The sequence below is a fragment of the Aliivibrio sp. 1S175 genome (assembly GCF_001690985.1).
Taxonomy (GTDB): domain Bacteria; phylum Pseudomonadota; class Gammaproteobacteria; order Enterobacterales; family Vibrionaceae; genus Aliivibrio.
Window position 1 is genome coordinate 269,151 of record NZ_MAJS01000013.1, and the last position, 23,148, is coordinate 292,298.

The 23,148-nt window shown below is 37.7% G+C and carries 27 protein-coding genes and 1 riboswitch; of the genes, 15 read left to right on the forward strand and 12 right to left on the reverse strand.

Features of this window, described 5'->3' with window-relative positions; translation table 11 throughout:
• Positions 1–99 precede the first annotated feature (99 nt).
• The gene (locus tag A6E06_RS07550; protein ID WP_065592022.1) at positions 100–1,986 is read left to right on the forward strand and encodes a methyl-accepting chemotaxis protein; all 1,887 of its coding nucleotides are present in this window, start codon (positions 100–102) and stop codon (positions 1,984–1,986) included.
• 29 nt (positions 1,987–2,015) lie between these two features.
• On the opposite strand, the gene A6E06_RS19750 is transcribed toward A6E06_RS07550, so the two are convergent.
• Complete coding sequence (locus tag A6E06_RS19750; RefSeq protein ID WP_141676913.1) at positions 2,016–2,186, reverse strand: hypothetical protein; 171 nt, start codon at positions 2,184–2,186, stop codon at positions 2,016–2,018.
• A gap of 132 nt (positions 2,187–2,318) precedes the next feature.
• Here A6E06_RS19750 and A6E06_RS07555 point away from each other — a divergent pair, with 132 nt between their 5' ends.
• The 7 genes from A6E06_RS07555 to A6E06_RS07585 all read left to right on the forward strand — a co-directional run bounded on the left by A6E06_RS07555 (position 2,319) and on the right by A6E06_RS07585 (position 9,108).
• Positions 2,319–3,206, forward strand: coding sequence for a LysR family transcriptional regulator (locus A6E06_RS07555; RefSeq protein ID WP_065592023.1), 888 nt, complete (start codon positions 2,319–2,321; stop codon positions 3,204–3,206).
• Positions 3,207–3,868: 662 nt separating this feature from the next.
• The gene (locus tag A6E06_RS07560; protein ID WP_065592024.1) at positions 3,869–4,936 is read left to right on the forward strand and encodes an ABC transporter substrate-binding protein; all 1,068 of its coding nucleotides are present in this window, start codon (positions 3,869–3,871) and stop codon (positions 4,934–4,936) included.
• An 8-nt stretch (positions 4,937–4,944) separates the two neighbouring features.
• Entirely contained in the window at positions 4,945–5,766 is an 822-nt protein-coding gene (locus tag A6E06_RS07565) for an alkaline phosphatase family protein (RefSeq protein WP_065592053.1), read from the forward strand.
• Positions 5,763–6,650: an ABC transporter permease subunit gene (locus A6E06_RS07570; protein ID WP_065592025.1), complete on the forward strand. Its 888-nt coding sequence runs from the start codon at positions 5,763–5,765 to the stop codon at positions 6,648–6,650. The genes A6E06_RS07565 and A6E06_RS07570 overlap by 4 nt, the downstream gene beginning before the upstream one ends.
• Complete coding sequence (locus A6E06_RS07575; protein WP_017021573.1) at positions 6,637–7,425, forward strand: ABC transporter permease; 789 nt, start codon at positions 6,637–6,639, stop codon at positions 7,423–7,425. The genes A6E06_RS07570 and A6E06_RS07575 overlap by 14 nt, the downstream gene beginning before the upstream one ends.
• Positions 7,422–8,441: an ABC transporter ATP-binding protein gene (locus tag A6E06_RS07580; RefSeq protein WP_065592026.1), complete on the forward strand. Its 1,020-nt coding sequence runs from the start codon at positions 7,422–7,424 to the stop codon at positions 8,439–8,441. The genes A6E06_RS07575 and A6E06_RS07580 overlap by 4 nt, the downstream gene beginning before the upstream one ends.
• 1 nt (position 8,442) lies before the next feature.
• Positions 8,443–9,108 carry an HAD family hydrolase gene (locus A6E06_RS07585; protein ID WP_065592027.1) on the forward strand — a complete coding sequence of 222 codons (666 nt, stop codon included), beginning with the start codon at positions 8,443–8,445 and terminating at the stop codon, positions 9,106–9,108.
• A gap of 30 nt (positions 9,109–9,138) precedes the next feature.
• Here the strand turns inward: A6E06_RS07585 and A6E06_RS07590 are convergent, their stop codons facing one another.
• Together A6E06_RS07590 and A6E06_RS07595 are read right to left on the reverse strand one after the other, a co-directional pair.
• Complete coding sequence (locus A6E06_RS07590; protein ID WP_065592028.1) at positions 9,139–9,348, reverse strand: hypothetical protein; 210 nt, start codon at positions 9,346–9,348, stop codon at positions 9,139–9,141.
• Between the two features lie 289 nt (positions 9,349–9,637).
• Positions 9,638–9,847: a cold-shock protein gene (locus tag A6E06_RS07595; RefSeq protein ID WP_012552262.1), complete on the reverse strand. Its 210-nt coding sequence runs from the start codon at positions 9,845–9,847 to the stop codon at positions 9,638–9,640.
• A gap of 423 nt (positions 9,848–10,270) precedes the next feature.
• Here A6E06_RS07595 and A6E06_RS07600 point away from each other — a divergent pair, with 423 nt between their 5' ends.
• A complete protein-coding gene (locus A6E06_RS07600; RefSeq protein ID WP_065592029.1) occupies positions 10,271–10,486 on the forward strand; it encodes a hypothetical protein in 216 nt (71 codons plus the stop codon).
• A gap of 47 nt (positions 10,487–10,533) precedes the next feature.
• On the opposite strand, the gene A6E06_RS07605 is transcribed toward A6E06_RS07600, so the two are convergent.
• Positions 10,534–12,150, reverse strand: a complete 1,617-nt coding sequence (locus A6E06_RS07605; protein WP_065592030.1) for a mechanosensitive ion channel family protein — start codon at positions 12,148–12,150, stop codon at positions 10,534–10,536.
• 339 nt (positions 12,151–12,489) lie between these two features.
• The gene (locus A6E06_RS07610) at positions 12,490–13,011 is read right to left on the reverse strand and encodes an NADPH-dependent FMN reductase (RefSeq protein ID WP_065592031.1); all 522 of its coding nucleotides are present in this window, start codon (positions 13,009–13,011) and stop codon (positions 12,490–12,492) included.
• Between the two features lie 178 nt (positions 13,012–13,189).
• Between A6E06_RS07610 and A6E06_RS07615 the strand changes: the two genes are divergently transcribed.
• Positions 13,190–14,086, forward strand: coding sequence for a LysR family transcriptional regulator (locus A6E06_RS07615; RefSeq protein ID WP_065592032.1), 897 nt, complete (start codon positions 13,190–13,192; stop codon positions 14,084–14,086).
• A 25-nt stretch (positions 14,087–14,111) separates the two neighbouring features.
• Here A6E06_RS07615 and A6E06_RS07620 read toward each other — a convergent pair whose 3' ends face one another.
• Together A6E06_RS07620 and A6E06_RS07625 are read right to left on the reverse strand one after the other, a co-directional pair.
• A complete protein-coding gene (locus tag A6E06_RS07620) occupies positions 14,112–14,951 on the reverse strand; it encodes a hypothetical protein (protein ID WP_065592054.1) in 840 nt (279 codons plus the stop codon).
• A gap of 101 nt (positions 14,952–15,052) precedes the next feature.
• Positions 15,053–15,640, reverse strand: coding sequence for a LysE family translocator (locus tag A6E06_RS07625; RefSeq protein ID WP_065592033.1), 588 nt, complete (start codon positions 15,638–15,640; stop codon positions 15,053–15,055).
• Positions 15,641–15,748: 108 nt separating this feature from the next.
• Here A6E06_RS07625 and A6E06_RS07630 point away from each other — a divergent pair, with 108 nt between their 5' ends.
• Positions 15,749–16,192: an Lrp/AsnC family transcriptional regulator gene (locus A6E06_RS07630; RefSeq protein WP_065592034.1), complete on the forward strand. Its 444-nt coding sequence runs from the start codon at positions 15,749–15,751 to the stop codon at positions 16,190–16,192.
• Here the strand turns inward: A6E06_RS07630 and A6E06_RS07635 are convergent.
• On the reverse strand, positions 16,189–16,872 hold the full coding sequence (locus tag A6E06_RS07635; protein WP_065592035.1) for a cation transporter: 684 nt from the start codon (positions 16,870–16,872) through the stop codon (positions 16,189–16,191). The two genes, A6E06_RS07630 and A6E06_RS07635, sit on opposite strands and share 4 nt — an antisense overlap.
• A gap of 150 nt (positions 16,873–17,022) precedes the next feature.
• On the opposite strand from A6E06_RS07635, the gene A6E06_RS07640 reads away from it, so the two are divergent.
• Positions 17,023–17,907, forward strand: a complete 885-nt coding sequence (locus A6E06_RS07640) for a LysR family transcriptional regulator (protein WP_065592036.1) — start codon at positions 17,023–17,025, stop codon at positions 17,905–17,907.
• Positions 17,908–17,982: 75 nt separating this feature from the next.
• Here the strand turns inward: A6E06_RS07640 and A6E06_RS07645 are convergent, their stop codons facing one another.
• From A6E06_RS07645 to A6E06_RS07660, 4 genes are all read right to left on the reverse strand, one after another.
• On the reverse strand, positions 17,983–18,957 hold the full coding sequence (locus A6E06_RS07645; protein ID WP_065592037.1) for a GGGtGRT protein: 975 nt from the start codon (positions 18,955–18,957) through the stop codon (positions 17,983–17,985).
• A 14-nt stretch (positions 18,958–18,971) separates the two neighbouring features.
• Positions 18,972–19,664, reverse strand: coding sequence for an iron-sulfur cluster assembly scaffold protein (locus A6E06_RS07650; protein WP_017021560.1), 693 nt, complete (start codon positions 19,662–19,664; stop codon positions 18,972–18,974).
• Positions 19,665–19,767: 103 nt separating this feature from the next.
• Positions 19,768–19,833: riboswitch (Fluoride riboswitch) on the reverse strand.
• A gap of 148 nt (positions 19,834–19,981) precedes the next feature.
• The gene (locus A6E06_RS07655; protein WP_065592038.1) at positions 19,982–20,656 is read right to left on the reverse strand and encodes a hypothetical protein; all 675 of its coding nucleotides are present in this window, start codon (positions 20,654–20,656) and stop codon (positions 19,982–19,984) included.
• A 66-nt stretch (positions 20,657–20,722) separates the two neighbouring features.
• Positions 20,723–21,154 (reverse strand): cytochrome c, encoded by a 432-nt coding sequence (locus A6E06_RS07660; RefSeq protein WP_065592039.1) that lies wholly within the window; start codon positions 21,152–21,154, stop codon positions 20,723–20,725.
• Positions 21,155–21,286: 132 nt separating this feature from the next.
• Between A6E06_RS07660 and A6E06_RS07665 the strand changes: the two genes are divergently transcribed.
• The 3 genes from A6E06_RS07665 (at position 21,287) to ectA (ending at position 23,142) form a co-directional block, all read left to right on the forward strand.
• Positions 21,287–21,925: a cytochrome b/b6 domain-containing protein gene (locus tag A6E06_RS07665; protein ID WP_065593040.1), complete on the forward strand. Its 639-nt coding sequence runs from the start codon at positions 21,287–21,289 to the stop codon at positions 21,923–21,925.
• Between the two features lie 5 nt (positions 21,926–21,930).
• Entirely contained in the window at positions 21,931–22,356 is a 426-nt protein-coding gene (locus tag A6E06_RS07670) for a MarR family winged helix-turn-helix transcriptional regulator (RefSeq protein WP_065593041.1), read from the forward strand.
• Between the two features lie 252 nt (positions 22,357–22,608).
• Positions 22,609–23,142 (forward strand): diaminobutyrate acetyltransferase, encoded by a 534-nt coding sequence (ectA, locus tag A6E06_RS07675; RefSeq protein WP_045104461.1) that lies wholly within the window; start codon positions 22,609–22,611, stop codon positions 23,140–23,142.
• Positions 23,143–23,148 lie beyond the last annotated feature (6 nt).

Sequence of the window (23,148 nt, forward strand, 5' to 3'; positions counted from 1 at the left end):
TATAAATAAACCCGGCATGAACCATGCTTAATAATCTTACAAATTAAACACACCTTATTTACAGAACTATCATTAAATAACGAGAAGATTACATTTATTATGTTTAAAAATTTATCGCTTAAAAATAAACTGGCTATCTCTGCCAGCGCTGCAATCATCCTCGGGGGAGTATTGGTTGAAGCTCTATCATTTTCCGCTTCGTTAGATCGTTTAGATACCGAAGTAACACAACGATTAGAAAGTACCACAGCCTCATACAATCAATATGTGACAGATTGGGTCCTTTCTAAAGAGCGCGCCTTAACCTCACTACCAAAAGAAGCCAGTCCTGATGCCATTGTCGTTCACTTACAACAAGTTCGTGATTCTGCAAAGTTTGATAATGTCTTTCTTGCCTATCCTGATGGGTCTCAAGCCAACGCGAATGGGGTAATTCTTCCACCGGGTAATAATGACCCTAGAAAATGGGGTTGGTACACAAACGCCATTGCCGCGCCCTCTAAAGTCTTTATGGATAATCCAACCGTTGCCGCAGCAACAGGCGCAAACGTTATATCTTTAGGTAAAGCCTTGAATCTACATGGCCAACGAATCGTTCTTGGTGCCGATGTTGAAATTACCGATATCTTAAACAGCATGGGAAAAGTCATTATTCCTGGTGAAGGCTTTATGTTTATTGCCAACAAGAAAGGGAATATTTTCACTCACCCGAACACAGCATTACTGAATAAATCAGTCTCCACTTTAGGCTTGGATTTTTCAACCATTCAACAAGCAACAAATAGTAACTCTGACATTTCGATTGAATTGGATGGTGAGAAGTTCATTATGTATGCTCAGGAGATTGAAGGCACAAGCTTAATTACGGTGAGCATCATTAATTATGATTCACTCGTTGCCCCTTTATTTGATGCGGTATCAGGTCAAATTATCGTCACAGCAATTGTTGTAATTATATGTACTCTACTATTCAACCTTCTGTGCAGCATTTTATTCCGCCCATTAAATAATGTCTCTCAAGCTCTTGCTCAAATTGCAAATGGTAGCGGTGATTTAACGCAACGAATCCATGTTGAAAATAAAGATGAGGTTGGTGAGTTAGCAAATAATTTCAATACTTTTGTTGAAAGCTTACAGCAACTTATTCAGCATATTCGCCAACAATCACAACAACTTACCGAAGGTTCAGAACAAAGTACAAATCGTGCTAATAATTCCGTAAAAGAACTGAACCTTCAGCAACAAGAAATTACCATGGTTGCTACTGCTGTCACTGAAATGGCATCAGCCACTCGTGAGATTGCTTCTCATGCAGAGCAAACGGCAGAAGCCGCGCAGAATTCATCAAGCAGCACTCAAAAGGGGCACTCGCTTGTCGTTGAAACAAAAGCATCAATCAATAACCTAGCTAACGAAGTTAATGAAGCAAGTACGGTAATTAGTGAGCTGCAACAGCACTCTCAAGAGATAAATACGGTACTGGCAACTATCCAAGGAATTGCTGAACAAACGAATCTATTGGCATTAAATGCGGCAATTGAGGCCGCACGAGCAGGTGAACAAGGGCGTGGTTTTGCCGTCGTTGCTGATGAAGTACGAGTTTTATCACAACGTACTCATACTTCAACAGAAGAAATCAAGTCGACCATTGATATTCTACAGCAGACAACAAGCCGTGCTGTTAATCTAATGCAAAGCAGTTCTGAGCTTGCGAACAGTTCAGTAGAAGATGCTGACCGCGCAACGCTTGCACTAGAAGAAATCAGCTCGTCGGTCACCTTAATCAGTGATATGGCGACTCAAATTGCGACGGCCGCTGAGGAACAAACCCATGTAACAGGTGAGATTACTCAAAACATTACCTCAATTAAAGACGTCACTGATTTACTCGTTATTGATTCAGAAGACACGTTAACTCAATCTTATTCTCTTAAAGAGCAGGCTGTTGATTTAAGTGAAAAAGTAGCAACATTCAAATTATCATAATGGTGTAAATCGACTAGTAGAAGTGGTATTTAACTCACCACTTCTACCGTTTTATGTTGGGGGCCTAAGTAAGTTCCTTCATCAATAAAATAGCGTAACGATTCTTCACACTCTGGACACTCAAAGATCTCATTAGGTTCAATAGCTTCATCTTCAACCCACTCCCAGCCAATGTGCTCTTCACAACTCGGACATTCCATTTTTATACCTCTAGCATTTTTTCCTAGTATAATACTTATACGTAGCCACATAAATCTTCTTACCCATTTGTAAAACAAATTTTTATCCATTATCTTTAAGATAATCATATTTTGTTATATATCTGGTGATTTATGCTTAACCCATTATGGCTTAATACATTTTGTACTTTAGTTGATATTGGTCATTTTACTCAAACAGCCGAACAGCTATATATGACCCAACCGGGTGTTAGCCAACACATCAAAAAATTAGAAAATGCCTGTGGTTATAATTTATTAAAACGAGAAGGAAAAAGTGTCGATCTTACTGAACAAGGTCGCTTAGTTTACGACTTTGCTCGACAACAGCAGCGTCATACAGCGAGCTTAATTGAAACCTTAAGTTTTGATGACCCATACAACGGTATTTGCAAGTTATCTTGCTCTGGTGCGCTAGCCTTATCTCTTTATCCAGAGTGCATCGAGTTACAAAAGATGCACCCTAATTTAGTGACGTTTTTAGAAGCCGCACCCAATCATAAAATATTAGACGATATCCAACGTGGGAATATTGATATTGGTATTGTCACTCACCGCCCTACGCCAAATTTATTTATAAGTGAAGAATTGACAAAAGAGCCTCTCTGTTTGGTCCTTCCAAAACAATATCAAAATACCCCAATAACCATTGATGTATTAATGTCGTGTGGATTAATTAAACACCCAGATGCAGAGCACTATTTATCATTATATTTCGACCATTGCCAAGATGCTGCATTAGAAAATGGCAATGCAAACGAATTTCCTATTACCAGTTATATAAATCAACTTAGCCAGATTTTATTGCCAATAGCCCAAGGGATTGGATTTACTGTCTTACCACAAAGCGCAATTGATGCTTTTCATAACAAAGACGCACTGTATATTCATCAACCGACTCAAATCGTATTGGAAAGCTTATTTTTAGTTCAAAAAAGGAATCGAGACTTACCGAAACGCTACCAGACATTAATAACAAAACTCAAAGAAACATTATTGTAGGCGGTAGGTATATGAGGCTTACTGTTAAAAAAGAAATTACAAAGCACTAAAACCAAAAAACTCCTGATTATCAGGAGTCTTTTTTTACCATTTTTTAGCCGCATCTTTTGCTGTGTCTTTCCAGTATTGAATTCGCGCACGTTGCAATTGGGCTTTTCTTGTTTTTTTCATAAGATACTTCCTTTAATCACTCGCTCATCTTTGAGCTGCGGTCATAAATCTCAATGACCCATTCAATCTATAGCAGTGTATAACACTTTGCGAGGATCAAGATCACGAATATTTAAACGTACTGCGTTTTTTTACGTATTATTTTTGATCTAGGTAACAGTTTAACGACTATCATCACTAAACTGCATATTATTACCGTTTAGCCTATGAAAGAAACAACCAATTGAAATTACTCTACTAAATTAAAAAACTGATACATATAATTCAAATTCTCTCAAACGGTATCCTCTAATTCTTTATTTGTAATCGTTCCTATATTTACTACGGAATTTAAGATATTCAATATTGATACGGCTTATTAAATTCATTGCACTGAAACATTAATGACATCAAAATCCACTAAAACTGTCAGAAATTCGCCTCAAAAACGTCACAAACTCTCTCTAGGATGACAATCAAATTATTGATGTAGTCCAAAAGGATAGAGACGAATGAAAACATTACTAACCAGTGCAACATTAATTGCGACAACCCTATCTACACCGCTATTTGCTAAAGAAGCAGATATTCAATCTCTTGTGAATGCGGCAAAACAAGAAGGCCACATTTACAGTGTTGGTATGCCAGGAAGCTGGGCAAACTGGAAAGATACATGGAATGACCTAGGAAAAATCTACGGATTAAAACATCAAGATACCGACATGAGCTCGGCTCAAGAAATCGCAAAATTTTCTGCAGAAAAGAAAAATGCTACGGCTGATATTGGTGACATTGGCTTTACCTTTGCACGAGTCGCGGTTAAAAAAGGCGTCACTCAAGCGTATAAACCAACCACTTGGGATTCCATTCCTGATTGGGCAAAAGACAAAGAAGGGCATTGGGCTCTAGCTTACACGGGCACTATCTCATTCATATCAAACAACCAATTAGTAAAAAATCCACCAACATCGTGGAGTGATTTATTAGAAGGTACATACAAAGTCAGCGTAGGAGATGTTGGGGTTGCAGCTCAAGCAAACAATGCCGTTTTAGCGGCGGCATTTGCTAATGGTGGCGATGAAAGTAACTTAAAACCAGCCATTAAATTCTTTGCTGAATTAGCAAAACAGGGTCGTTTGTCTTATACCGATCCTGGCTTAGCCAACTTAGAAAAAGGCGAAGTTGAAGTGGCTATCTTATGGGATTTCAACGCGTTAAATTATCGCGACAAGCTCGGTCATAATGAATCAGGGCAGGCACGTTTCAGCGTAAATATTCCTCAAGATGGATCGGTTATTTCAGGCTACACCACCATCATCAATAAATTCGCTAAAAACCCAAACTCAGCAAAACTAGCCCGTGAATATATTTTCAGTGACCAAGGGCAAATTAACTTGGCTGAAGGCTACGCTCGTCCAATTCGTAACGACGTAATATTACCTAAAGCTATCCAAGACAAATTAATTCCAAGCGACCAATACACTAACGTTCATCCTGTTAGTGACTTCAAAGCATGGGAAAAATCCGCTCGTAAATTGCCACGTCAATGGCAAGAAAACGTCCTTATCAATCAACAATAGAGGTTGCTATGAACAATAAGGTTATCCTTGTTGTTCTTGATGGACTTAATTACCAAGTAGCCCGCGATTGCATGGGCTACTTAAATGGGTTAATTGAGCACCAAAGAACAACGCTATATAAAATTCAATCTGAATTGCCGTCGATGTCTCGCCCACTCTATGAGTGCCTACTCACCGGTGTGTCTCCAGTCAAAAGTGGCATTGTAAACAACAATATAGTGCGTTTATCTCATCATGAATCGGTATTCAGCTTAGCCAGAAAACAAGGCCTAAAAACAGCGGCTGCCGCTTATCATTGGGTCAGCGAACTTTATAATATCGCCCCTTATCATGCAGTACGTGATCGCTTTACTGATGATGAAAATCTGAATATTCAACATGGTTGTTTTTATCATTGGGATCACTATCCAGATGAAGCATTATTTCTAGATGCAGAGCACCTTCGTCGTACTCACCAACCCAATTTCTTATTAATTCACCCAATGAACATTGATGATATTGGGCATAAATTTGGCTTAGATTCTCGCCAATACAGAAACAGCGCACGCGTGGCCGATATTATTCTGTCTAATTATATTGATGATTGGGTTCGCGATGGTTATCAGATCCTCATTACCAGTGATCACGGCATGAATAACGACTTATCACACGGTGGGATCTTACCAGAAGAACGTGAGGTTCCTTTATTTGTCATTGGTCATCGTTTTAGTCATCAAGATCCAGATCTTAAAAACATAAAGCTAAAGCAAACCGATATCTGCGGTTCTATATGTCAATTATTGGCACTTGAACACGACAAACCTTATTCTCAGGAATTATTAGCATTATGAGTAGTTCTGTAGTCACTCATTCTAAAAACAACCCAAGTAAGCGATTACCATTGTGGTTACATAAAATAAAGCCTGCGATTTGGCTCGCTCCATTGGCATTATTTTTCTATTTATTTCAATTAGCTCCGATGATTTGGGTGTTCATCAATAGTTTTGTTTATGAAGATGAATACTCTTTTGAAAACTATCACGAAATATTCGATTCAAGCTTTATGCTACAAGGGTTTAGTAACAGTTTATGGTTGGCTATTTGGTCGAGTTTTATTGGGCTCGCAATTGCTACTTTGTTGGTTTCATCATTACGAAGAATTGACAGCAAAATTCGTGATGGCGTTATAGCCTTTACCAATATGAGCAGTAACTTCTCAGGCGTACCGCTCTCTTTTGCCTTCATTATTATTCTAGGCGTTAATGGCGCATTCACTTTGCTACTCAAGCAATATGGTCTCATTGATGATTTTAATTTATATGGCCAATGGGGCTTACTCACGCTTTATATTTACTTCCAAATCCCTTTGGGTGTTTTATTACTTTATCCCGCGTTTGATGCATTAAGCGATGATTGGCAGGCCGCCTCAGCTCTACTTGGTGCAAAAACATGGCAATACTGGACAAAAATCGCCTTACCCGTGTTATCACCCGCGTTACTCGGCACCTTCATCATTTTAATCGCTAACGCCATTGGTGCTTACGCCAGTGTATATGCTCTCACCAATGGTAACTACAACGTCATTACCGTTCGTATTGCGAGTCTTGTTTCTGGGGATTTATTCTTAGAGCCAAATTTAGCCGCCGCAATTTCTGTCATCTTAATGGCAATACTGGCCTTCATTACCCTAATTAATCAATGGCTTATTACTAGGAGTTATCATGCAAAACGTTAACGCCACCTTTCACAAATCAGTCGTTTATTCTATTGTCGGTATCATGATGATCCCAATTATCGCGACGTTTGTGTACTCGATGTCTTCACGCTGGGGGGCGACAATCCTTCCAGATGGATTCACTTTGAACTGGTATGGACAACTATTAACAGACGAGCGTTTCATCGCTGCATTTGGGCGTTCATTATTTATTGGTCTCGCCGCATTAACGTTGAGTGTTGTACTGATTATTCCCGCTATTTTTGTTGTGTTTTATTACTTCCCAAAACTCGATAAAGTGATGAACATTCTCATTCTCTTACCCTTTGCGGTTCCACCTGTCGTGTCATCCGTTGGGTTATTGCAAATCTATGCTGACAGTAGTATCCCTTTAGTTGGAACACCCTGGATACTCATCGGAACCTATTTCACTATTGCATTGCCATTTATGTACCGCGCTGTCGCAAATAGTTTTGAAGCCATCAATTTACACGATCTAATGGATGCAGCTCATTTACTAGGAGCAAGTACAACCAAAGCCTTTCTCTTGATCATTCTTCCGAATTTAAGAAAAGGATTAATGGCATCACTCTTCTTATCCTTTTCATTTTTACTGGGTGAATTTGTGTTTGCCAACATCTTAGTCGGCACGCGTTATGAAACTCTGCAAATCTACCTCTATAACATGCGACAAACAAGCGGACACTTTACGTCTGCATTAGTAATGACCTATTTCTTATTCATCTTTTTACTGACTTGGCTAGCAAGTCGTTTTAGCCAAGGGATCAAATCATGAGCTATGTAAGCGTAAATAAATTAACGAAACGTTTTGGTGATAATACCGTATTTGAAGATGTGAGTTTCAATATCGAAAAAGGGGAATTCATCACGTTATTAGGCCCAAGTGGTTGTGGTAAATCAACACTACTTCGTAGCTTAACGGGCTTAGACCCTATCAATAACGGCGAAGTTTGGGTAAATGGCGAAAACATCACAAACCAAACACCACAACAACGTGGTATTGGGATGGTGTTTCAATCTTATGCCTTATTCCCCAATATGACCGTAAAAGAAAACATTGCATTTGGTTTGAAAATGAAAAAAATCGATGCACATACAGTCGAAAAAGAGGTAAATAAAGTCATTGAATTGGTTGATTTGAATGGCAAAGAAGATCGCTACCCACATCAACTTTCTGGCGGACAACGTCAACGAGTTGCATTGGCTCGTGCGTTAGTTGTAAAACCTAGAATATTATTACTGGATGAGCCATTATCGGCATTAGATGCAAAGATCAGAAAACGCCTTCGCCAACAAATCCGTGATATTCAAAAAGAGCTAAACTTAACGACGATCTTTGTCACTCACGATCAAGAAGAAGCGATGATCATGTCCGATCGCATCTTTTTAATGAATCAAGGCGAAATCGTTCAACAAGGATCACCAGAAGAAATATACACCCAACCTGCAAATGAGTTTGTAGCTGGTTTCATGGGACACTACAACTTGGTGGATGCACCAAAAGCAAAACAACTCTTTGATATTGAAACTGAATGGAAAGTCGCCATTCGTCCAGAATCGATTTATGTAAAAGAAGAAGGTCGACACTATGCCGAGCATATTTCAGCACCAAAACAAGGCATTATTAAGAGCCACCAATTACTTGGTAATGTTATTCGCTACCAAGTCGATGTAAATAATTGCGATCTTACCGTCGATTTATTAAATCGTTCTTCAGAGAGGCTGTTAGCCGCAGGAAGTACACTAGACTTACTCTTTAATCTTAACGAAATTCAACCAGTGAGAGCTTAGTATGACGCAGCCATTGTACGTATTTGATATGGATGACACGTTGATCAACGGTGATTGTGCCATGATTTGGAATGAGTTCTTAGTGGATAAAGGAATTGTCACGGATCCTAGCTTTTTAACGGAAGATAAACGTTTAATGGCACTGTATTCGCGGGGTTTGATGGATATGGACGATTATCTTGCCTTCTCAATGCACCCATTGAAAGCAGTGGCAAAAGAAAAAATCACAGAACTTACGGAAGAATGTGTCGAAGAGCGAATTTTGCCTTTATTGTTTCCCGAAGCAAAAATGCTCATTCAAGAATTAAAAAACGATAACATTGATATTGTTATCATCTCTGCATCAGTCACATTTTTAGTCAACGCCGTCGCTAAAAAAATCGGCATTGAGCATGCAATTGGTATTGATTTGAAAGAAAAAAATGGTTGTTACACTCGCCATATATTAGGAACGGCAAGCTATAGAGAAGGGAAAGTAACGCGATTAACGGAATGGTTAGGTGAAGAAAAGAATACCTATTCTGATATTCACTTTTATACTGATTCTATCAACGATTTACCATTGTGTTTGTACGTGGACCATACGTACTTGGTAAATCCTTGTGAACCACTAAAAAGCTATTCAGAGAAGAATAATTGGCCTGTGCTATTTTGGGGAAGCCAATAAAAATTCAATTAAATCTAAAAACGTGATTAATTAGTAAGAAATTAAAAAATTGCCAATAGAGTGATTATCGCTATTGGTAATACTTCCTTCGCCCGTCTCTTCACAATATGAAAATTGAATATCAAACGTATTCAAATTGCCTTTGATTAAGACATTACGCAATAAAACATCACTGTTTAGTTGGTGAATTGGAGCGTCCCATGAAACATTATCTTTGAAAATAGTAAAACTTACGTTCATTTAGTACCTTTGGATTTATAAATAGAAAATATGATTATTTTTTAACCTGTGTTTTTTAAATACAATGAGGCCAAAAAAATAATTTAAATTATGTAATAGATTGATGTTACAGAAAATGATTAGATTAAAACTAGGATAGTAAGGATAACTAAGAGATTTTATGACAAGTACAAAACAGGAGCAGATGTTTGAAATGTTTATATCTTACAGAGTAGAACTAAATCGAGTGTTAACAATATTTAAAAGTAGCGCAGATGGTATAAATACCATCTACGCAACTTATTTGAAATTAAGCAGCTACAACGTTAGCAGCTTGAGGGCCTTTTTGGCCTTGCTCAACTTCAAAAGAAACTTTTTGGCCTTCAGCAAGAGTTTTGAAACCCTCTGAAGCGATAGCACGGAAATGTACGAATACGTCAGCGCCGCCGTTATCTTGAGTGATAAAACCGAAACCTTTCTCTTCGTTAAACCATTTAACGATACCAGTTGTTTTAGACATGTGATGTCCCTTATATTTAAATTCATAAAAAATCGCATAATGCGATGCGCTTAGAGCTTGAATTATTAAATGTGACGACAAAGCTAAGGGAAACACTGAGAATAACGACATTACGAAGAAATACTAAGGCTTACTTTTACTTGATGTTCATTAACAACTCTGAGCAACAGAGCGAGATGGATAATACCTTAGTACCAAATATTGTAAAGTTTTTTCTTCATTTTTTTTTGCTTATTGACAATCAGATTTAATAATATCAATAAGTTACAACTGTATTTTTTATCCAAATCACGTCAACTTAAACGGTATTAAACAAAATCGAAATCTAACATTACCAAGAAAATCAATTAAATTATCCCCCTCTTTAGCTATGATAACTTTATAAATAAGCCATCACATCCCTATTTAGCGGAGTAATAACGTATGAAAAAAATAGTCCCATTTATTCTACTCGCCTTTTTCAGTCTACGTTTATTCGCTTCTGTAGGTCCTCATATACAACAATTAGAACATGATGGATTCACCATTTTACGTTCAGCTCTGATTGTTGGTGCCATCTGTTTTGTCATTTCATTTGTCATCAAGAAATTTAAAAAACCGTCAACCGTTATGACAAAAACAGACGATGGTTCAGAATAATGGATAAAAAAATAGCGGCCAAGTTGGCCGCTATTTTTTATTTGTATTTATTGTTTAATTTCAGCGTCATGTCTATAGATATGAAGATCTCTTTGTGGGAATGGAATACTAACACCTTCCGCATCAAAACGTTTCTTAACCGCTTCAGTGACTTCCCAATACACATCCCAATAATCATCCGTCTTCACCCATGGGCGAACAACGAAATCTACTGATGATTCATTTAACGTATGCAGTTTAATCATGTGCTCAGGCGATTTTAATACTTTTGGATGGCTTAACAAAATATCATTAAAGATAGATTTTGCTTTTTCAATATCATCTTGGTAACCAATACCAAAAACCATATCGACGCGTCGCACCGTCTCAACCGTTACATTCTTAATTACATCACCCCAAATCTTATTATTTGGGAAGACCAAGTTTTGGTTATCAACGGTTTTAATTGTTGTTGAAACCAAGTTCATGTGGCTCACTTTACCTGTGATACCAGCAATCTCCACTAAGTCATTAACATCAAATGGACGATAGATAAGAATCATCATTCCTGATGCAAAGTTTGACAATGTGTCTTTTAATGCAAAACCGATAACGACACCAGCAACACCAAAACCAGCCAGTAATGGACCTAGATCAATACCTACTTGAGATAATGCAATCAAAATACCAATCAACATAACTAGCTTAGTCCCCATTGATACAAAGAAATCTTGCATCAAACGGCTGAACTTCATTTTAGAATGCGAAACACTGTGTTTAATCGTTTTTCTCGCAAGCTGAGAGAGAAGACGAGCAACCCAAAGAATAATGAAGAATATAAGCACTTTAAATATTAAAGAAGGAGCATTCTGAATACCCCATTCTTTAAAGCTATTACCCCATCCCTCTAGAAGCCCATAAGCAACACCTAAATCAAGTACATCACTGTTAATATCCCCAGTCATTGAGAAAATAAGTTGCTTATATTTTGTAATATCAACGCCATTTTCTTCCATTAACCCTGTTGTCGCTTGTAAGCTTGCAACCATTAATGAAATACGCTCTGTTAAATTCACAGCATTGTGCTTCAACGTTGCTTTTTGTTCTTCTGAGGCAAATTTCAAACGTTTAGCGATATCACTTCGTTGAGTATTAAGATAATGAATGACGTTAAATAAAAGATCAGCACGGGTTTCTAATTCTTTTAAAATTATTTTTTCTTGTTTCGAAAAATCAATATTTAATTCTTCACCCCAAGACAACGTTTCAAATGCTTCTACGTAGTATTGATCCATCAAACCAAGACGCTTTTGAGCCGCAAATTGCAAATCAGCCTTCTCATCACCACTTGCTTTTCTTGATGCTTTAGTAATTCGAATTAGCTCTTTTTGACTATAAGTTAATAATTGACTAATCAATTTCATTTCAGACTGAACTAAACCAGTTAATTCAGCGCTCTTTGGATCTTCTTGGAGCTCTAATGCTATGTTCGCTCGAACGGTTTCATTTTGTCGACGTAATACATCTTCAAAAAACAGTTTATCGGCGGGATCAGCAGTAGATAACTGAACTAAGCGTTCCTGTAATTTTTGTTGTGTAACTTTAATTTCATTAATACTTTGTGCGTAAGTTGGCGTAATAAAGCTAACCATCAATAGCAACAAAGCCACATATTTCTTAATCATAAAAAACGTCCTATATAAATCATGACTATATAATAATCTAAGCCTGTCTATTCTCGTGCATAACTCTTATCAATAATAGTGATAAATGATGATATTACGCTCACTTGTTGATAATTTGTGATTTAAAAATAAATTTACTGAGTGACACTTTACTCCGTTATGTTTCAATGTGTATTTGATATCGTTAATATAATTTAATTCAGCTTTTCTGTATTCTCATTAGACATGTTAATTAACATCGCTACTATTCATTTTTAAAACAATAAAAAGGGCGTATCTATATAAAATAAATACGCCCTTTCACATATGAATAATCCGTTAAAATCGCTTTATCATTATTTATAGCTCAGTAATAATTGCTTTCAATTTCTGAGCTAGCGCTTCATTTTTTAACTCACCTTTTTCCATGTCATAATTATCGTAAAAACTAGGAATAGACAGCGAACCTTTCACTTCTGCTGCAAAATAAGGGGCTGAACCTGTTGCCGCAGCAAGTACTGTTGCTGCACCACCAGGACCTGGAGACGTCGCTAACATAATCACAGGCTTGTTTTGATATACCTTCATATCAATACGAGATGTCCAATCAAATACATTTTTAAATGCCGCTGTATATGAACCGTTGTGTTCTGCGTATGAAATAATAATCGCATCCGCTTCACCAATCTTTTGGAAAAAACGTTTCGCAAGATCTGGTTGACCTAGTTCTTTTTCTTTATCTTCACTGAAAATTGGCATTTCAAAATCATTTAAATCTAATAATTCAACATCTGCATTAGGCACTAGACCAGCTGCGTAAGTTGCTAATAATTTATTAATTGATGTTGAACTATTGCTTGCAGCTAGTGCTAATACTTTCATGGTTATTCCTTACTTAATCTATTTGAGTAAAAAGAGTAGGTGATACTTTTCTCTTTTCAATGTCATTCTATTTTTTTGCGATGAAGTAACTATAGTTTAATTACAAATATTGATTAATAGCCTAAATGTGCAATGATTATTTCCATATGACTGGTAATACAACCTAAGAGGCACATTAATGGCGTTCAATTCAGCTTTATTTGATGGGATGGTAATTTTTGTTGAAGTCGTGAACTCTGGCAGCTTTACTCAAGCGGCACACAACAGCGGCCATTCAACCTCTTATATAAGTAAAGAAGTTGGCAAATTGGAAGAACGCTTAGCCGTTCGCTTACTTCATCGTACAACTCGTACCCTACGCTTAACTCCTGAAGGTGAATTGTATTTTCAGCAATGCCAGCAATTGATGGAAGATGCTCAAATGGCAGAGAATGCCTTAACAGGGCAGCAAGATAAACCAAAAGGAAAGCTTCGTGTTAGCTGCCCCGTAGGTTTTGCTTTATCTCGTTTACGCCCCATTATTTCTAAATTTACAGATCGTTACCCTGACATCATTTTAGAGTTAGACCTTAATGACAGAAAGATTGATATTGTGGCAGAAGGGTTTGATCTGGCAATTCGAGCCTCGCATCAACTTGAAGATTCCAGTTTAATCAGCCGCCGTTTTTTACGCTCTGAAGGCATTGTGATTGCATCTCCAGATTACTTGAAAAAACACGGCTCACCAGCACATCCTAACGATCTAACAAATCATAAAACCATCAGTTATAGTTATGTAAAACAAGGATTAGTATGGGACTTTATTGATAAAGATAATCAGCATTTTACGGTGCCAATACAAAGCCAGCTCATTACCAATAATTCATTTATGGAGGTCTCCTTGTGTGTTGAAGGAGAAGGTATTACACGCATCCCTCGTTTCCATTTAAGAAACGAACTAGAAACAGGGCAACTCGTCGAGTTATTTGCAGATTATCCAAAAATCATAATTGATGTATTTATGGTATATCCAAGTAGAAAGAATATGTCAGGGAAGGTGCGCTGCTTTTTAGATTTCATCACAGAGCACCTGTGAGATAAGTAATAACAAGAGTGGACGGTTATTCTTCTAGTAAGGCTTCAAAACGCTCAAGACCTCGTAATGGGTCAAAATCTGTTTCTTCAGCAACAAGTTCACGCATTGAAGAACTTGCATTAATAGATCGTTGTAAATCATCAATAGCCTGAACTTCCGCACCCAATTGAGCATACGCACACGCACGTTGAAACAGTGCATGTGCGTTTTTATCATCCACTTCTAGCACTCGATTACACAGGTTTAATGCCCAATGGAACTCACGCATTTCCATTGCTGCATCGGCTTTATATGTTAATGCTTCTAAATCACCCGGTCTAACCGTTAAGATCTCATCATAAACATCCATTTTTTGTTCGGCTGTCTGAACACTTTGAGCTCTCAGCCATAGATTATGCACTTCATTGATAATTTCAATTTCACGATTATTTTCTGTAATTATTCGAGTTTTACGTTTTAAATCTCGCTCTAAGGCGACAAACTTCTTTTCATAATCCTGGGCAATTTTATTAAGTTGTTTATCTGCCATCTCTCTCGTGTTTTGCTTCATTTCCTTTAGAGATTGCCAACCAATCAAGGCAACCAAAGAAGCAACGGCGGCAATAACATAGAAAAAATAGGTCACGGTTACATTAGAATAATTAAGAGACTTGTCCGCAACAGCAAGCTCTCTGTCTGTAATTTGGATAATCATTCTTTTTTCTAAGTCTTGCTGATCTGTCCGTAATGCTTTTAATTCATCAAGAATGTAGCGCTCCATTAATGGTCGATCTAAGTACTCTTGTTCTGAGTAACTCACTTCTTCAGCTTGAATTGAAAGCGAGGTAAAAATAAGCATGGCAAGCAGAAAGAGAGGTCGAATCATAAAATTGGCCTTATTAATCGTGTAATTACGGATTGGTATGTTTAAAGATAACATATCCAAGTCGCTTACATTGTCTTAACAAGGCAATCAGCTAGAAATAATTAAAATCCCATCACCATAGAACCTATTAATAACCCAGCCATACTGTAGTTAAATATTTTTAAATGACTCGGTTTCGTTAATCTTTTTTGTAACTGTTTTCCTGCGGCAGTCCAAAAGCTAACGGTTGGTACATTAATACAAATAAACACGAATGCGATCAGAAACACACTAAACATATCAGCACTGGTCGCGTAAATACTCATTACCGATAACGCCATTGACCACCCTTTTGGGTTGATCCACTGAAAGCTCGCGGCTTGTAAAAAAGACATCGGTTTATAATCGCCATTAATATTATCTACAGGCTTACTACTGGCAATTTTATACGCCAGATACAATAAATAAACAGCACTGATAATTTGTAATGCTTTCTCTAGTTGTGGATAGGTCTGAAAAATTTGAACCAAACCAAATCCTACTAATATCAGCATAAACGCAAAACCGAAGATCACACCCAGCATATGAGGAATAGTTCGCACAAAACCAACGTTCGCACCAGAAGTCATCAACATGATGTTATTTGGTCCAGGTGTAAACGCACCAACAAAAGCAAATGTGGTTAAAGCAAGTAAATAGGTGTAATCCATAATAAGCATCTTATAAAAGTAAATTCTGCTTGTATCTTAATGCGAGACTGAGTAAATTTTCTGTCTATATTTGCTTAAAATAAATTTAATACGCAAGGATTAGTCGCTATGGATAGGTTTGACGAGAGAATATTGCAAGAGTTGAGATTGAGTGGTCGACTGACTAATGTTGAGCTATCAGAGCGCATAGGATTATCTCCTTCTGCAACCCTCAGACGAGTACAAGAATTAGAAAGAAACCAAACGATTCAAGGCTACCGAGCGGTATTAAACCCTAGTAAATGCGGGGTAGGTTTTATTGCGTATGTAACCATTGGTTTATCGAACCACAGTAAGCAGTCTCAGAAGGGGTTTGAAGCTCAGATCATGGATTCTAAAGAAGTGGTTGAGTGCCATAATATAACAGGCTCAAATGAATACTTATTGCGGGTTGAGACTGAGAGTCTATCCTCTTATAAGCAATTTCATTCAAATGTGCTTGGAGAGATCTCTCAGGTCAACTCAATTGGAACCTTAGTGGTGATGGACACACCTAAAGATGAGCGCACTTAGGCGTGTAAATACTTTGCTAGAAATGTATTTCGGCTTAACTGATGCAATTGTTTTGCCGAGCTCAATATCATTTTCACAGGAACAATAATAAAGTAAATAGAGGCAATAACGACCATAACAGGATCCGCAAGTTGTGCATAATGTGCGTATGACGTTAATAACAATAATTTAGCTATCATAAAACCAACAAACACTGCAGCACTGATCACGGTATCCATTAGCCACTGTTTTGCCTCAGCATCAATCAAAGCTGAATTAACTTCATGACCTTGAGTTTTCATAACCCAATAACTGGTATAACAACCAATCATGCTAAACACACCAAATGCCAACGCGATACCCGTATTCACCTCTCGACCACCCTCCATTATCGCTTGAATCGCAGCAATAAATGACAGCACACACATTAAGGTAATTGCGATCCCTTTTAGCAAAATAACTGAAGACTCAATTACCTTAACGCGCTTAATATTCTTTGATACGTCTTTTCTGCGAATGTATAAAACTGCCATTAGAGAAACTAACGTTAGGCCTAAACTGACGAGCGAATATACTCCATCAAAAATAATAACGAGTGAGTGAATTAACGTACCTAGCGCAATACCAATCATGGCAAACAATAACGCTGAAAACGTTGAGACTAATAACAATTGCCTTTCTTTGTGAACTGAATACGACATACTTTTTACTCCATGACTTATTTTTCGTCTTTTTTATCTATGTAGCTCATAATATAACGGAAATTGGTGATAGTATAATCAGTCAGCGTCAGGTTATTCGTCGCTTAATGTTAAATATATGTTTTACCATCACATTGTTGAGTCAATACCATGAAAACCAGTCAAATTGAAATGTTCTTATATACAGTTGAGTTAGGTTCCATTGCCGAAGCCGCACGTAAACTTCAAAAAAGCAGAACAACAGTAAGTGCTGCATTAAATGCATTAGAAGATGAGTTGAATGTAACGTTATTAACCCGCACAGGAAATCGCATTACAGCGACAGAAATAGGTGAATCTTTGGTGCATGATTTTCAACGAATTTCTCTTATTAGCAATGACATTGAAAACAAGTGCTTTCAATTCAATAATGGCGTGGCTTCGACCATTAGAATCGTTCGTGATGATGCGCTACCTGAAGCAATTTGGCGTCAAATCTTAGGTAAAATGAGTCGTAAATTTCCTAGCACCAGTATTTCTATTTATGTTGCCCCCTCTCCCGAACTAGAAGAAATGGTTGAACAAAATATTGTCGATGTCGCTTATGGTTTATTACCTATTAATAATGAATTACTGCATGTTCAGCAAAATGAATTAGGCCAGATACGAATGATGTCTGTCGCCCATAAAGACCATCCTCTCAATCAACTCCGAAAAGTAAATTTAACCGATCTTGAAAGTAATACGGAAATCATTGTGAACTACATTGATGAAGATGGATTAATGATTGTAGAGCCAAAATCAAGTAAGTACATTGCTCTGACGTTTTATGAACACTTACGTGATGCAGTGTTAGATAAAACAGGTTGGTCTTCTGTTCCTTCATTATTAATTAATGAACACTTACGAGACGGTACCTTAAAAGTACTTAAACATAACCGAGCAATGAATTGGCAATCTTTTGCTGAAATGACAAAATCAAATATGCCTAGAGGGGTAATCATTGATTGGTTATCAGAGCAAGTTGAAGATTATTTACTCGAAGTGTCTGAGTAGTCGTTATTTATAGATAACTAGATAGGATTAAGAACTATTAGGTTGGAAATAGAAGCTATCTCCAACCTTGTTTATTTATCGATTTAAACGTTGGTCAACTTCAACCGCAAGCGCAACTGATGCACCAACCATTGGGTTATTCCCCATACCAATAAAGCCCATCATAGCAACGTGTGCAGGAACAGATGAACTACCAGCAAATTGTGCATCCGCATGCATTCTGCCCATCGTATCTGTCATACCATAAGAGGCAGGACCCGCGGCTACGTTATCTGGGTGTAATGTACGACCCGTACCGCCACCAGATGCAACAGAGAAATACGGCTTACCTTGTGCTAAACGTTCTTGTTTGTAGATACCAGCAACAGGATGTTGAAAACGAGTAGGATTGGTTGAGTTACCCGTAATACTGACATCAACTCCTGCCGCATGCATAATTGCTGTGCCTTCTCGCACATCATCAGCACCATAACAAAGAATGTCACCGCGTTGTGTTTGTGAAAAACGTTTTCTGCTTACTTCAACTAACTCACCGGTTTGATAATTAAATTGCGTTCTTACGTAAGTAAAACCATTGATACGAGAGATAAGGTACGCTGCATCTTTACCTAAACCATTCAACACAACCCTTAATGGTGTATTACGTGATTTGTTTGCATTAAGTGCGATTTTTATCGCACCTTCAGCAGCAGCAAAAGATTCATGACCCGCCAAAAAAGAGAAACATTGAGTCTCATCAGATAATAAACGAGCCGCTAGAGCACCGTGACCAAGGCCAACTTGACGTTGCGCTGCCACGCTGCCTTTTTTACAAAATGCTTGTAGACCTTCACCAATAATATTCGCCGCCGCCGCTGCACTGCCGGCCTTACGATATAACGCCAATGCCGAGCCTAACGTGTAAGCATCGCATGCATTATCAAAAGCAATTGGTTGAGTATCAATGACTAATTTTTTAGGATCAATGTTCATTTCAAGACAATAGTTATACGCATCATCTAATGTAGATAAATTCATTTCTTCAAGTAGGGTTTGGATATTCGTATTCATAATGATGGCCTCAATTATTCTTGACGTGGGTCGACAGTTTTTACCGCTTCAGCGAAGCGTCCATAAGTACCTGATGCCGCTTTTAATGCATCATCTGCAGATACACCTTTGCCAATATCAGCCATCATTTTTCCAAGATTCAAATATTCATAACCAATCACTTCACTATTTTCATCAAGGCCTAAACGTGTCACATACCCTTCAGCAAGCTCCATATAACGAACGCCTTTGGCGCTAGTTGAGTAGCTTGTTCCTACTTGACTTCGTTTGGTTTTACCTAAATCTTCTAAAGCCGCGCCTATTTCTAAGCCGCCTTCTGAGAATGCAGATTGAGTACGACCGTAAGCAAATTGAAGGAAGATTTCACGCATCGCAACGTTAATTGCATCACACACTAAATCTGTATTCATTGCTTCTAAGATTGTTTTCCCGGTAAGAATTTCGGCAGCCATCGCAGCAGAATGCGTCATACCAGAACAACCAATCGTTTCAATCAGTACTTCTTCGACGATACCGTCTTTTACGTTTAGGGTAAGTTTTGCTGCACCTTGTTGAGGTGCACACGCACCGACACCATGACTTAATCCTGAAATCGCGATGACTTCTTTTGGATTAATCATTCGACCTTCAACAGGGATAGGAGCTGATGGGTGGAGATCGCCTCTTTGAATAGGGCACATGGTTTGAATTTCTGATGCGTATTGCATAATATTTTCCCAATGATTAGGAAAACAGGTGTAGGAGGGTGTTATTTACCTACAGACCAAGAGCGATCAACTAAAGACCGTTCAAACAGATACACCTGTTCTCTTTACTGTAGGAGTCATCAGCCAATATTGGCGGTTAAGTAGGTGGCACCCCATCACCTTGTACGCCTTTATATTAGACCTAGATCACATTATCGTGCAATAACGTTATTAGATTAAATTCACATAATAATGGTTATTTTTATATGTTAATTACCATAAAGAGATAGAGTCCCCCTCTCTCTTTATGATTAAAACATTTCATATTTTATTTAAGACTATAATGCTTTCATATTAATTTTATAACCTAAGTACATCACTTCTACCTTTGCGTAGCCAAGAGAAACAGCTTCAAATTGTTGGCTTAATTCACGTGCATGATCTTCATCTTTTGCCATAATAGAGACTGAATATGTTGGTCGTGTTGAACCATCTTTTACTGTTTGGGTATCGATATAAGAAGACGTAACTAGACCCGATTTATTTAGCGCAATGACACGCTGCAAATCAATTCCAATCACTCGATCCATTTCTAACACATTAATATCTGCCTCCCACTTAAACATTAACCCATAATTCTTATTACTTGGAGTATTATCTAACCACTTACCTCCAAGGGGTTGAATATGTTCAATTTTAACTAAATTCTCTTTATAAAATGGAAGGTAAGATAATTTATCTTCTACGCCTTTTTCGTTATCAGCTTCAATAACAAAACGTAAAATCCCCATTAGTTTTCCATCAATTTCACTTTCTACTAAGAACATATCTTTGATTTCTTTATTCTTAATTAACTCACCAAATGCTGAACGCTGCTCATCCATCATACTCAAAACTTTATCGGCGTCAGTCGTATTCCAATTTAATGTCACGCCATAATCAGCAGCCTGTACTATCGCTGAAGAACCAAGTAATGAGGTAATCAGTAAGGTTGTTTTAATTGATTTTTTCATAAAATTTCTCTCTCTAATTTTATAATCTTTATCTAAAAGGTGGTTTTAAAAACAAGGGGCTCGCATTTAAAAACGTGAACGATAAGAACGGTGGCACGCATTGCAAGTATCTTGTGCTTGCTCTAAACCCGCTTCTGCTAATGCTTTATCTTGTTGTTGGCTTGCTTGATAAAGTTGAACAAAGCCACTATCCATCTCTTGCATCAATTGATTAAACTTTTCAGGTTTATTCCATATCGCTTCTTTGGCTTTACTGCCATCTTGGCTACCTTCCGGAAATGCTGTAGTTAGTAATTGGCTATGTTTAGAAAGTTCATGGCTGATCAATTCAATTTCGTTCCACTTAGGCGCATCTTCATCAATCATGCCTTCAACTTGCTCTGATTGATTTTCGATATGTACAAAAGCCTGTTGTCTTGTGTTAATAAGGTCAACACTCGTTTGAGCAAATGCACTATTTGGTAGTAAAACACATAAACTAAGTACTAATTTTTTCATTACTTTCTCTCTAATAGATGTCTGTCTCGCTTCAAGTTGCATTTAATTTACACAACAACAGTTGCTCATGCAACTGTTGTTGTGTAAATTATCCACCGTTAGTTAAAACATCCATCAATTAGGAACAAGAAAATGAAGATTTGGGATTTACCAACACGCATATATCATTGGCTTCAAGCACTGCTTTTTATCGGATTAGCCGCAAGTGGCTTTAAAGGTGAAGGGCCACATATCTATTTAGGTTTAGCGCTATTTACTCTTATTATGTGGCGAATTGTATGGGGATTTATCGGCAGTGATACGAGTCGTTTTAAAAAATTTATTGCTTCCCCAAAACGTACCATTCGTTATTTATTAGGAAAAGAACCATCAAAAATAGGCCATAATCCAGCAGGATCTTGGATGGTTATCGGATTAATTTGTACCTTACTTATTCAATGTATTACCGGCATATCGTTAGCGGGGTTATTCGATCACATCCCTTACGCTGATATCCTCTTAAATGATGATGTCTTTGATGTTTTCGTTACCCTGCATGGAATATGTGCACGTTTACTACCGGCATTAGTCATCTTGCACTTAATTGCTATTCTCTTTTATAAACTACGCTCAAAACCACTTGTTTGGGCAATGATCTCTGGCGTACAGAAGAAACTGACAGAAAATCAATCCTCGTCGAACCTGATGTTTGTATCAAATAGACGTGCATTATTGGTGCTTATTGCCACCGGATTAGTTACCATTGCAATAGTTGTAAGCGCAGGAGTTTAAACACAATGGAAGAATTTGATCGTCAAAGCAGCTTTGGATGGATGATTAACGTTATTGCCAACCAAGCCTCAAAGAATTTCGAAGCAGAATTAAAACAGCACGGTTTAACTGTTGCTCTTTGGCCAACCATGATGTGTTTATGGGAAGAAGAAGGAGTAACTCAACGTGATATTGCTGAAAAATCAAAAGTGGAAAACTCCACAACAACACGAACATTAGATAAATTAGAAAAACTTGGCCTTGTTGAGCGACAAGTAGATCCCAACAGCCGTCGTTCATTTCGTATTTACCTCACAGATGAAGGCCGAGCATTAAAAGAAACACTTTTGCCGATCCCTGTGAAGGTGAATAAAGAAGTACTTAGCTCTCTTGATCTAAAGGAGCAAAAAGAGATGATTCGATTACTGCAGAAAATGGTCGCTGCTGTATAAATCATCTCTAATAAAACACGATAAATAGCCCACTAGAATGGGCTATTTTTTTATAAAAAAAACATGGCACTGATCTATTTCACACAACGAAATACATAGAACCCTAATTAAACAAAAACATAAAAACGAGATCAATGTCGCATTAAATAGCTAAAAAACACGCTTTTTTTGTGATTACCTTGCCTTTGCGCCTCTAAAAATGCCAATAATAAAAAGGAATTTAATTAGAGTACAAAGGATATGTATTTACATATGACTATTGCAGCGCCCAGAATCTTGTGTTCAAGCATGGATATTGAACCCAGCAAAAAATGGACATTTAGAGAACCATCAAGGACAGACGGTGACGATGTTTATGCATTGATCACCGAGTGTCCCCCTCTTGATATCAACTCTTCATACTGTAATTTCCTTCAATCTACACATTTCAGTAAGACCTGCGTTTTAGCAGAGAAAGACGGCAACCTTGCTGGTTTTATCTCTGGTTACCATAAGCCTGATGATCCAAAGACATTATTCATCTGGCAAGTCGCGGTCTCTCCTCGCTACCGAGGTAAAGGTTTAGCTTACTCCATGCTAAATGAGCTTTTACAGCGAAAAAACCTCAAGCACACCGAATTCTTAGAAACGACGATCACCAAAGCCAACGACGCTTCTTGGTCACTATTTAAAAAGCTGGATGCCGAGCATGGTGACCGAGGCGAAGTGACTACGTTTCTAGACAAAGAAGCGCATTTCAAAGGCAAGCACGATACTGAATATTTGTATCGTATCGCTCTAAAATAAAATAGG

What these genes read in the sequence shown, in the direction of transcription:
- A6E06_RS07640 (WP_065592036.1), top strand. Translation starts at nt 17,023, where the DNA reads ATGAAAACCAGTCAAATTGAAATGTTCTTATATACAGTTGAGTTAGGT.
- A6E06_RS07580 (WP_065592026.1), top strand. Translation starts at nt 7,422, where the DNA reads ATGAGCTATGTAAGCGTAAATAAATTAACGAAACGTTTTGGTGATAAT.
- A6E06_RS07615 (WP_065592032.1), top strand. Translation starts at nt 13,190, where the DNA reads ATGGCGTTCAATTCAGCTTTATTTGATGGGATGGTAATTTTTGTTGAA.
- A6E06_RS07630 (WP_065592034.1), top strand. Translation starts at nt 15,749, where the DNA reads ATGGATAGGTTTGACGAGAGAATATTGCAAGAGTTGAGATTGAGTGGT.
- A6E06_RS07650 (WP_017021560.1), bottom strand. Translation starts at nt 19,664, where the DNA reads ATGCAATACGCATCAGAAATTCAAACCATGTGCCCTATTCAAAGAGGC.
- A6E06_RS07575 (WP_017021573.1), top strand. Translation starts at nt 6,637, where the DNA reads ATGCAAAACGTTAACGCCACCTTTCACAAATCAGTCGTTTATTCTATT.
- A6E06_RS07600 (WP_065592029.1), top strand. Translation starts at nt 10,271, where the DNA reads ATGAAAAAAATAGTCCCATTTATTCTACTCGCCTTTTTCAGTCTACGT.
- A6E06_RS19750 (WP_141676913.1), bottom strand. Translation starts at nt 2,186, where the DNA reads ATGGAATGTCCGAGTTGTGAAGAGCACATTGGCTGGGAGTGGGTTGAA.
- A6E06_RS07550 (WP_065592022.1), top strand. Translation starts at nt 100, where the DNA reads ATGTTTAAAAATTTATCGCTTAAAAATAAACTGGCTATCTCTGCCAGC.
- ectA (WP_045104461.1), top strand. Translation starts at nt 22,609, where the DNA reads ATGACTATTGCAGCGCCCAGAATCTTGTGTTCAAGCATGGATATTGAA.
- A6E06_RS07555 (WP_065592023.1), top strand. Translation starts at nt 2,319, where the DNA reads ATGCTTAACCCATTATGGCTTAATACATTTTGTACTTTAGTTGATATT.
- A6E06_RS07595 (WP_012552262.1), bottom strand. Translation starts at nt 9,847, where the DNA reads ATGTCTAAAACAACTGGTATCGTTAAATGGTTTAACGAAGAGAAAGGT.
- A6E06_RS07665 (WP_065593040.1), top strand. Translation starts at nt 21,287, where the DNA reads ATGAAGATTTGGGATTTACCAACACGCATATATCATTGGCTTCAAGCA.
- A6E06_RS07610 (WP_065592031.1), bottom strand. Translation starts at nt 13,011, where the DNA reads ATGAAAGTATTAGCACTAGCTGCAAGCAATAGTTCAACATCAATTAAT.
- A6E06_RS07635 (WP_065592035.1), bottom strand. Translation starts at nt 16,872, where the DNA reads ATGTCGTATTCAGTTCACAAAGAAAGGCAATTGTTATTAGTCTCAACG.
- A6E06_RS07605 (WP_065592030.1), bottom strand. Translation starts at nt 12,150, where the DNA reads ATGATTAAGAAATATGTGGCTTTGTTGCTATTGATGGTTAGCTTTATT.
- A6E06_RS07620 (WP_065592054.1), bottom strand. Translation starts at nt 14,951, where the DNA reads ATGATTCGACCTCTCTTTCTGCTTGCCATGCTTATTTTTACCTCGCTT.
- A6E06_RS07590 (WP_065592028.1), bottom strand. Translation starts at nt 9,348, where the DNA reads ATGAACGTAAGTTTTACTATTTTCAAAGATAATGTTTCATGGGACGCT.
- A6E06_RS07625 (WP_065592033.1), bottom strand. Translation starts at nt 15,640, where the DNA reads ATGGATTACACCTATTTACTTGCTTTAACCACATTTGCTTTTGTTGGT.
- A6E06_RS07560 (WP_065592024.1), top strand. Translation starts at nt 3,869, where the DNA reads ATGAAAACATTACTAACCAGTGCAACATTAATTGCGACAACCCTATCT.
- A6E06_RS07670 (WP_065593041.1), top strand. Translation starts at nt 21,931, where the DNA reads ATGGAAGAATTTGATCGTCAAAGCAGCTTTGGATGGATGATTAACGTT.
- A6E06_RS07660 (WP_065592039.1), bottom strand. Translation starts at nt 21,154, where the DNA reads ATGAAAAAATTAGTACTTAGTTTATGTGTTTTACTACCAAATAGTGCA.
- A6E06_RS07585 (WP_065592027.1), top strand. Translation starts at nt 8,443, where the DNA reads ATGACGCAGCCATTGTACGTATTTGATATGGATGACACGTTGATCAAC.
- A6E06_RS07565 (WP_065592053.1), top strand. Translation starts at nt 4,945, where the DNA reads ATGAACAATAAGGTTATCCTTGTTGTTCTTGATGGACTTAATTACCAA.
- A6E06_RS07570 (WP_065592025.1), top strand. Translation starts at nt 5,763, where the DNA reads ATGAGTAGTTCTGTAGTCACTCATTCTAAAAACAACCCAAGTAAGCGA.
- A6E06_RS07645 (WP_065592037.1), bottom strand. Translation starts at nt 18,957, where the DNA reads ATGAATACGAATATCCAAACCCTACTTGAAGAAATGAATTTATCTACA.
- A6E06_RS07655 (WP_065592038.1), bottom strand. Translation starts at nt 20,656, where the DNA reads ATGAAAAAATCAATTAAAACAACCTTACTGATTACCTCATTACTTGGT.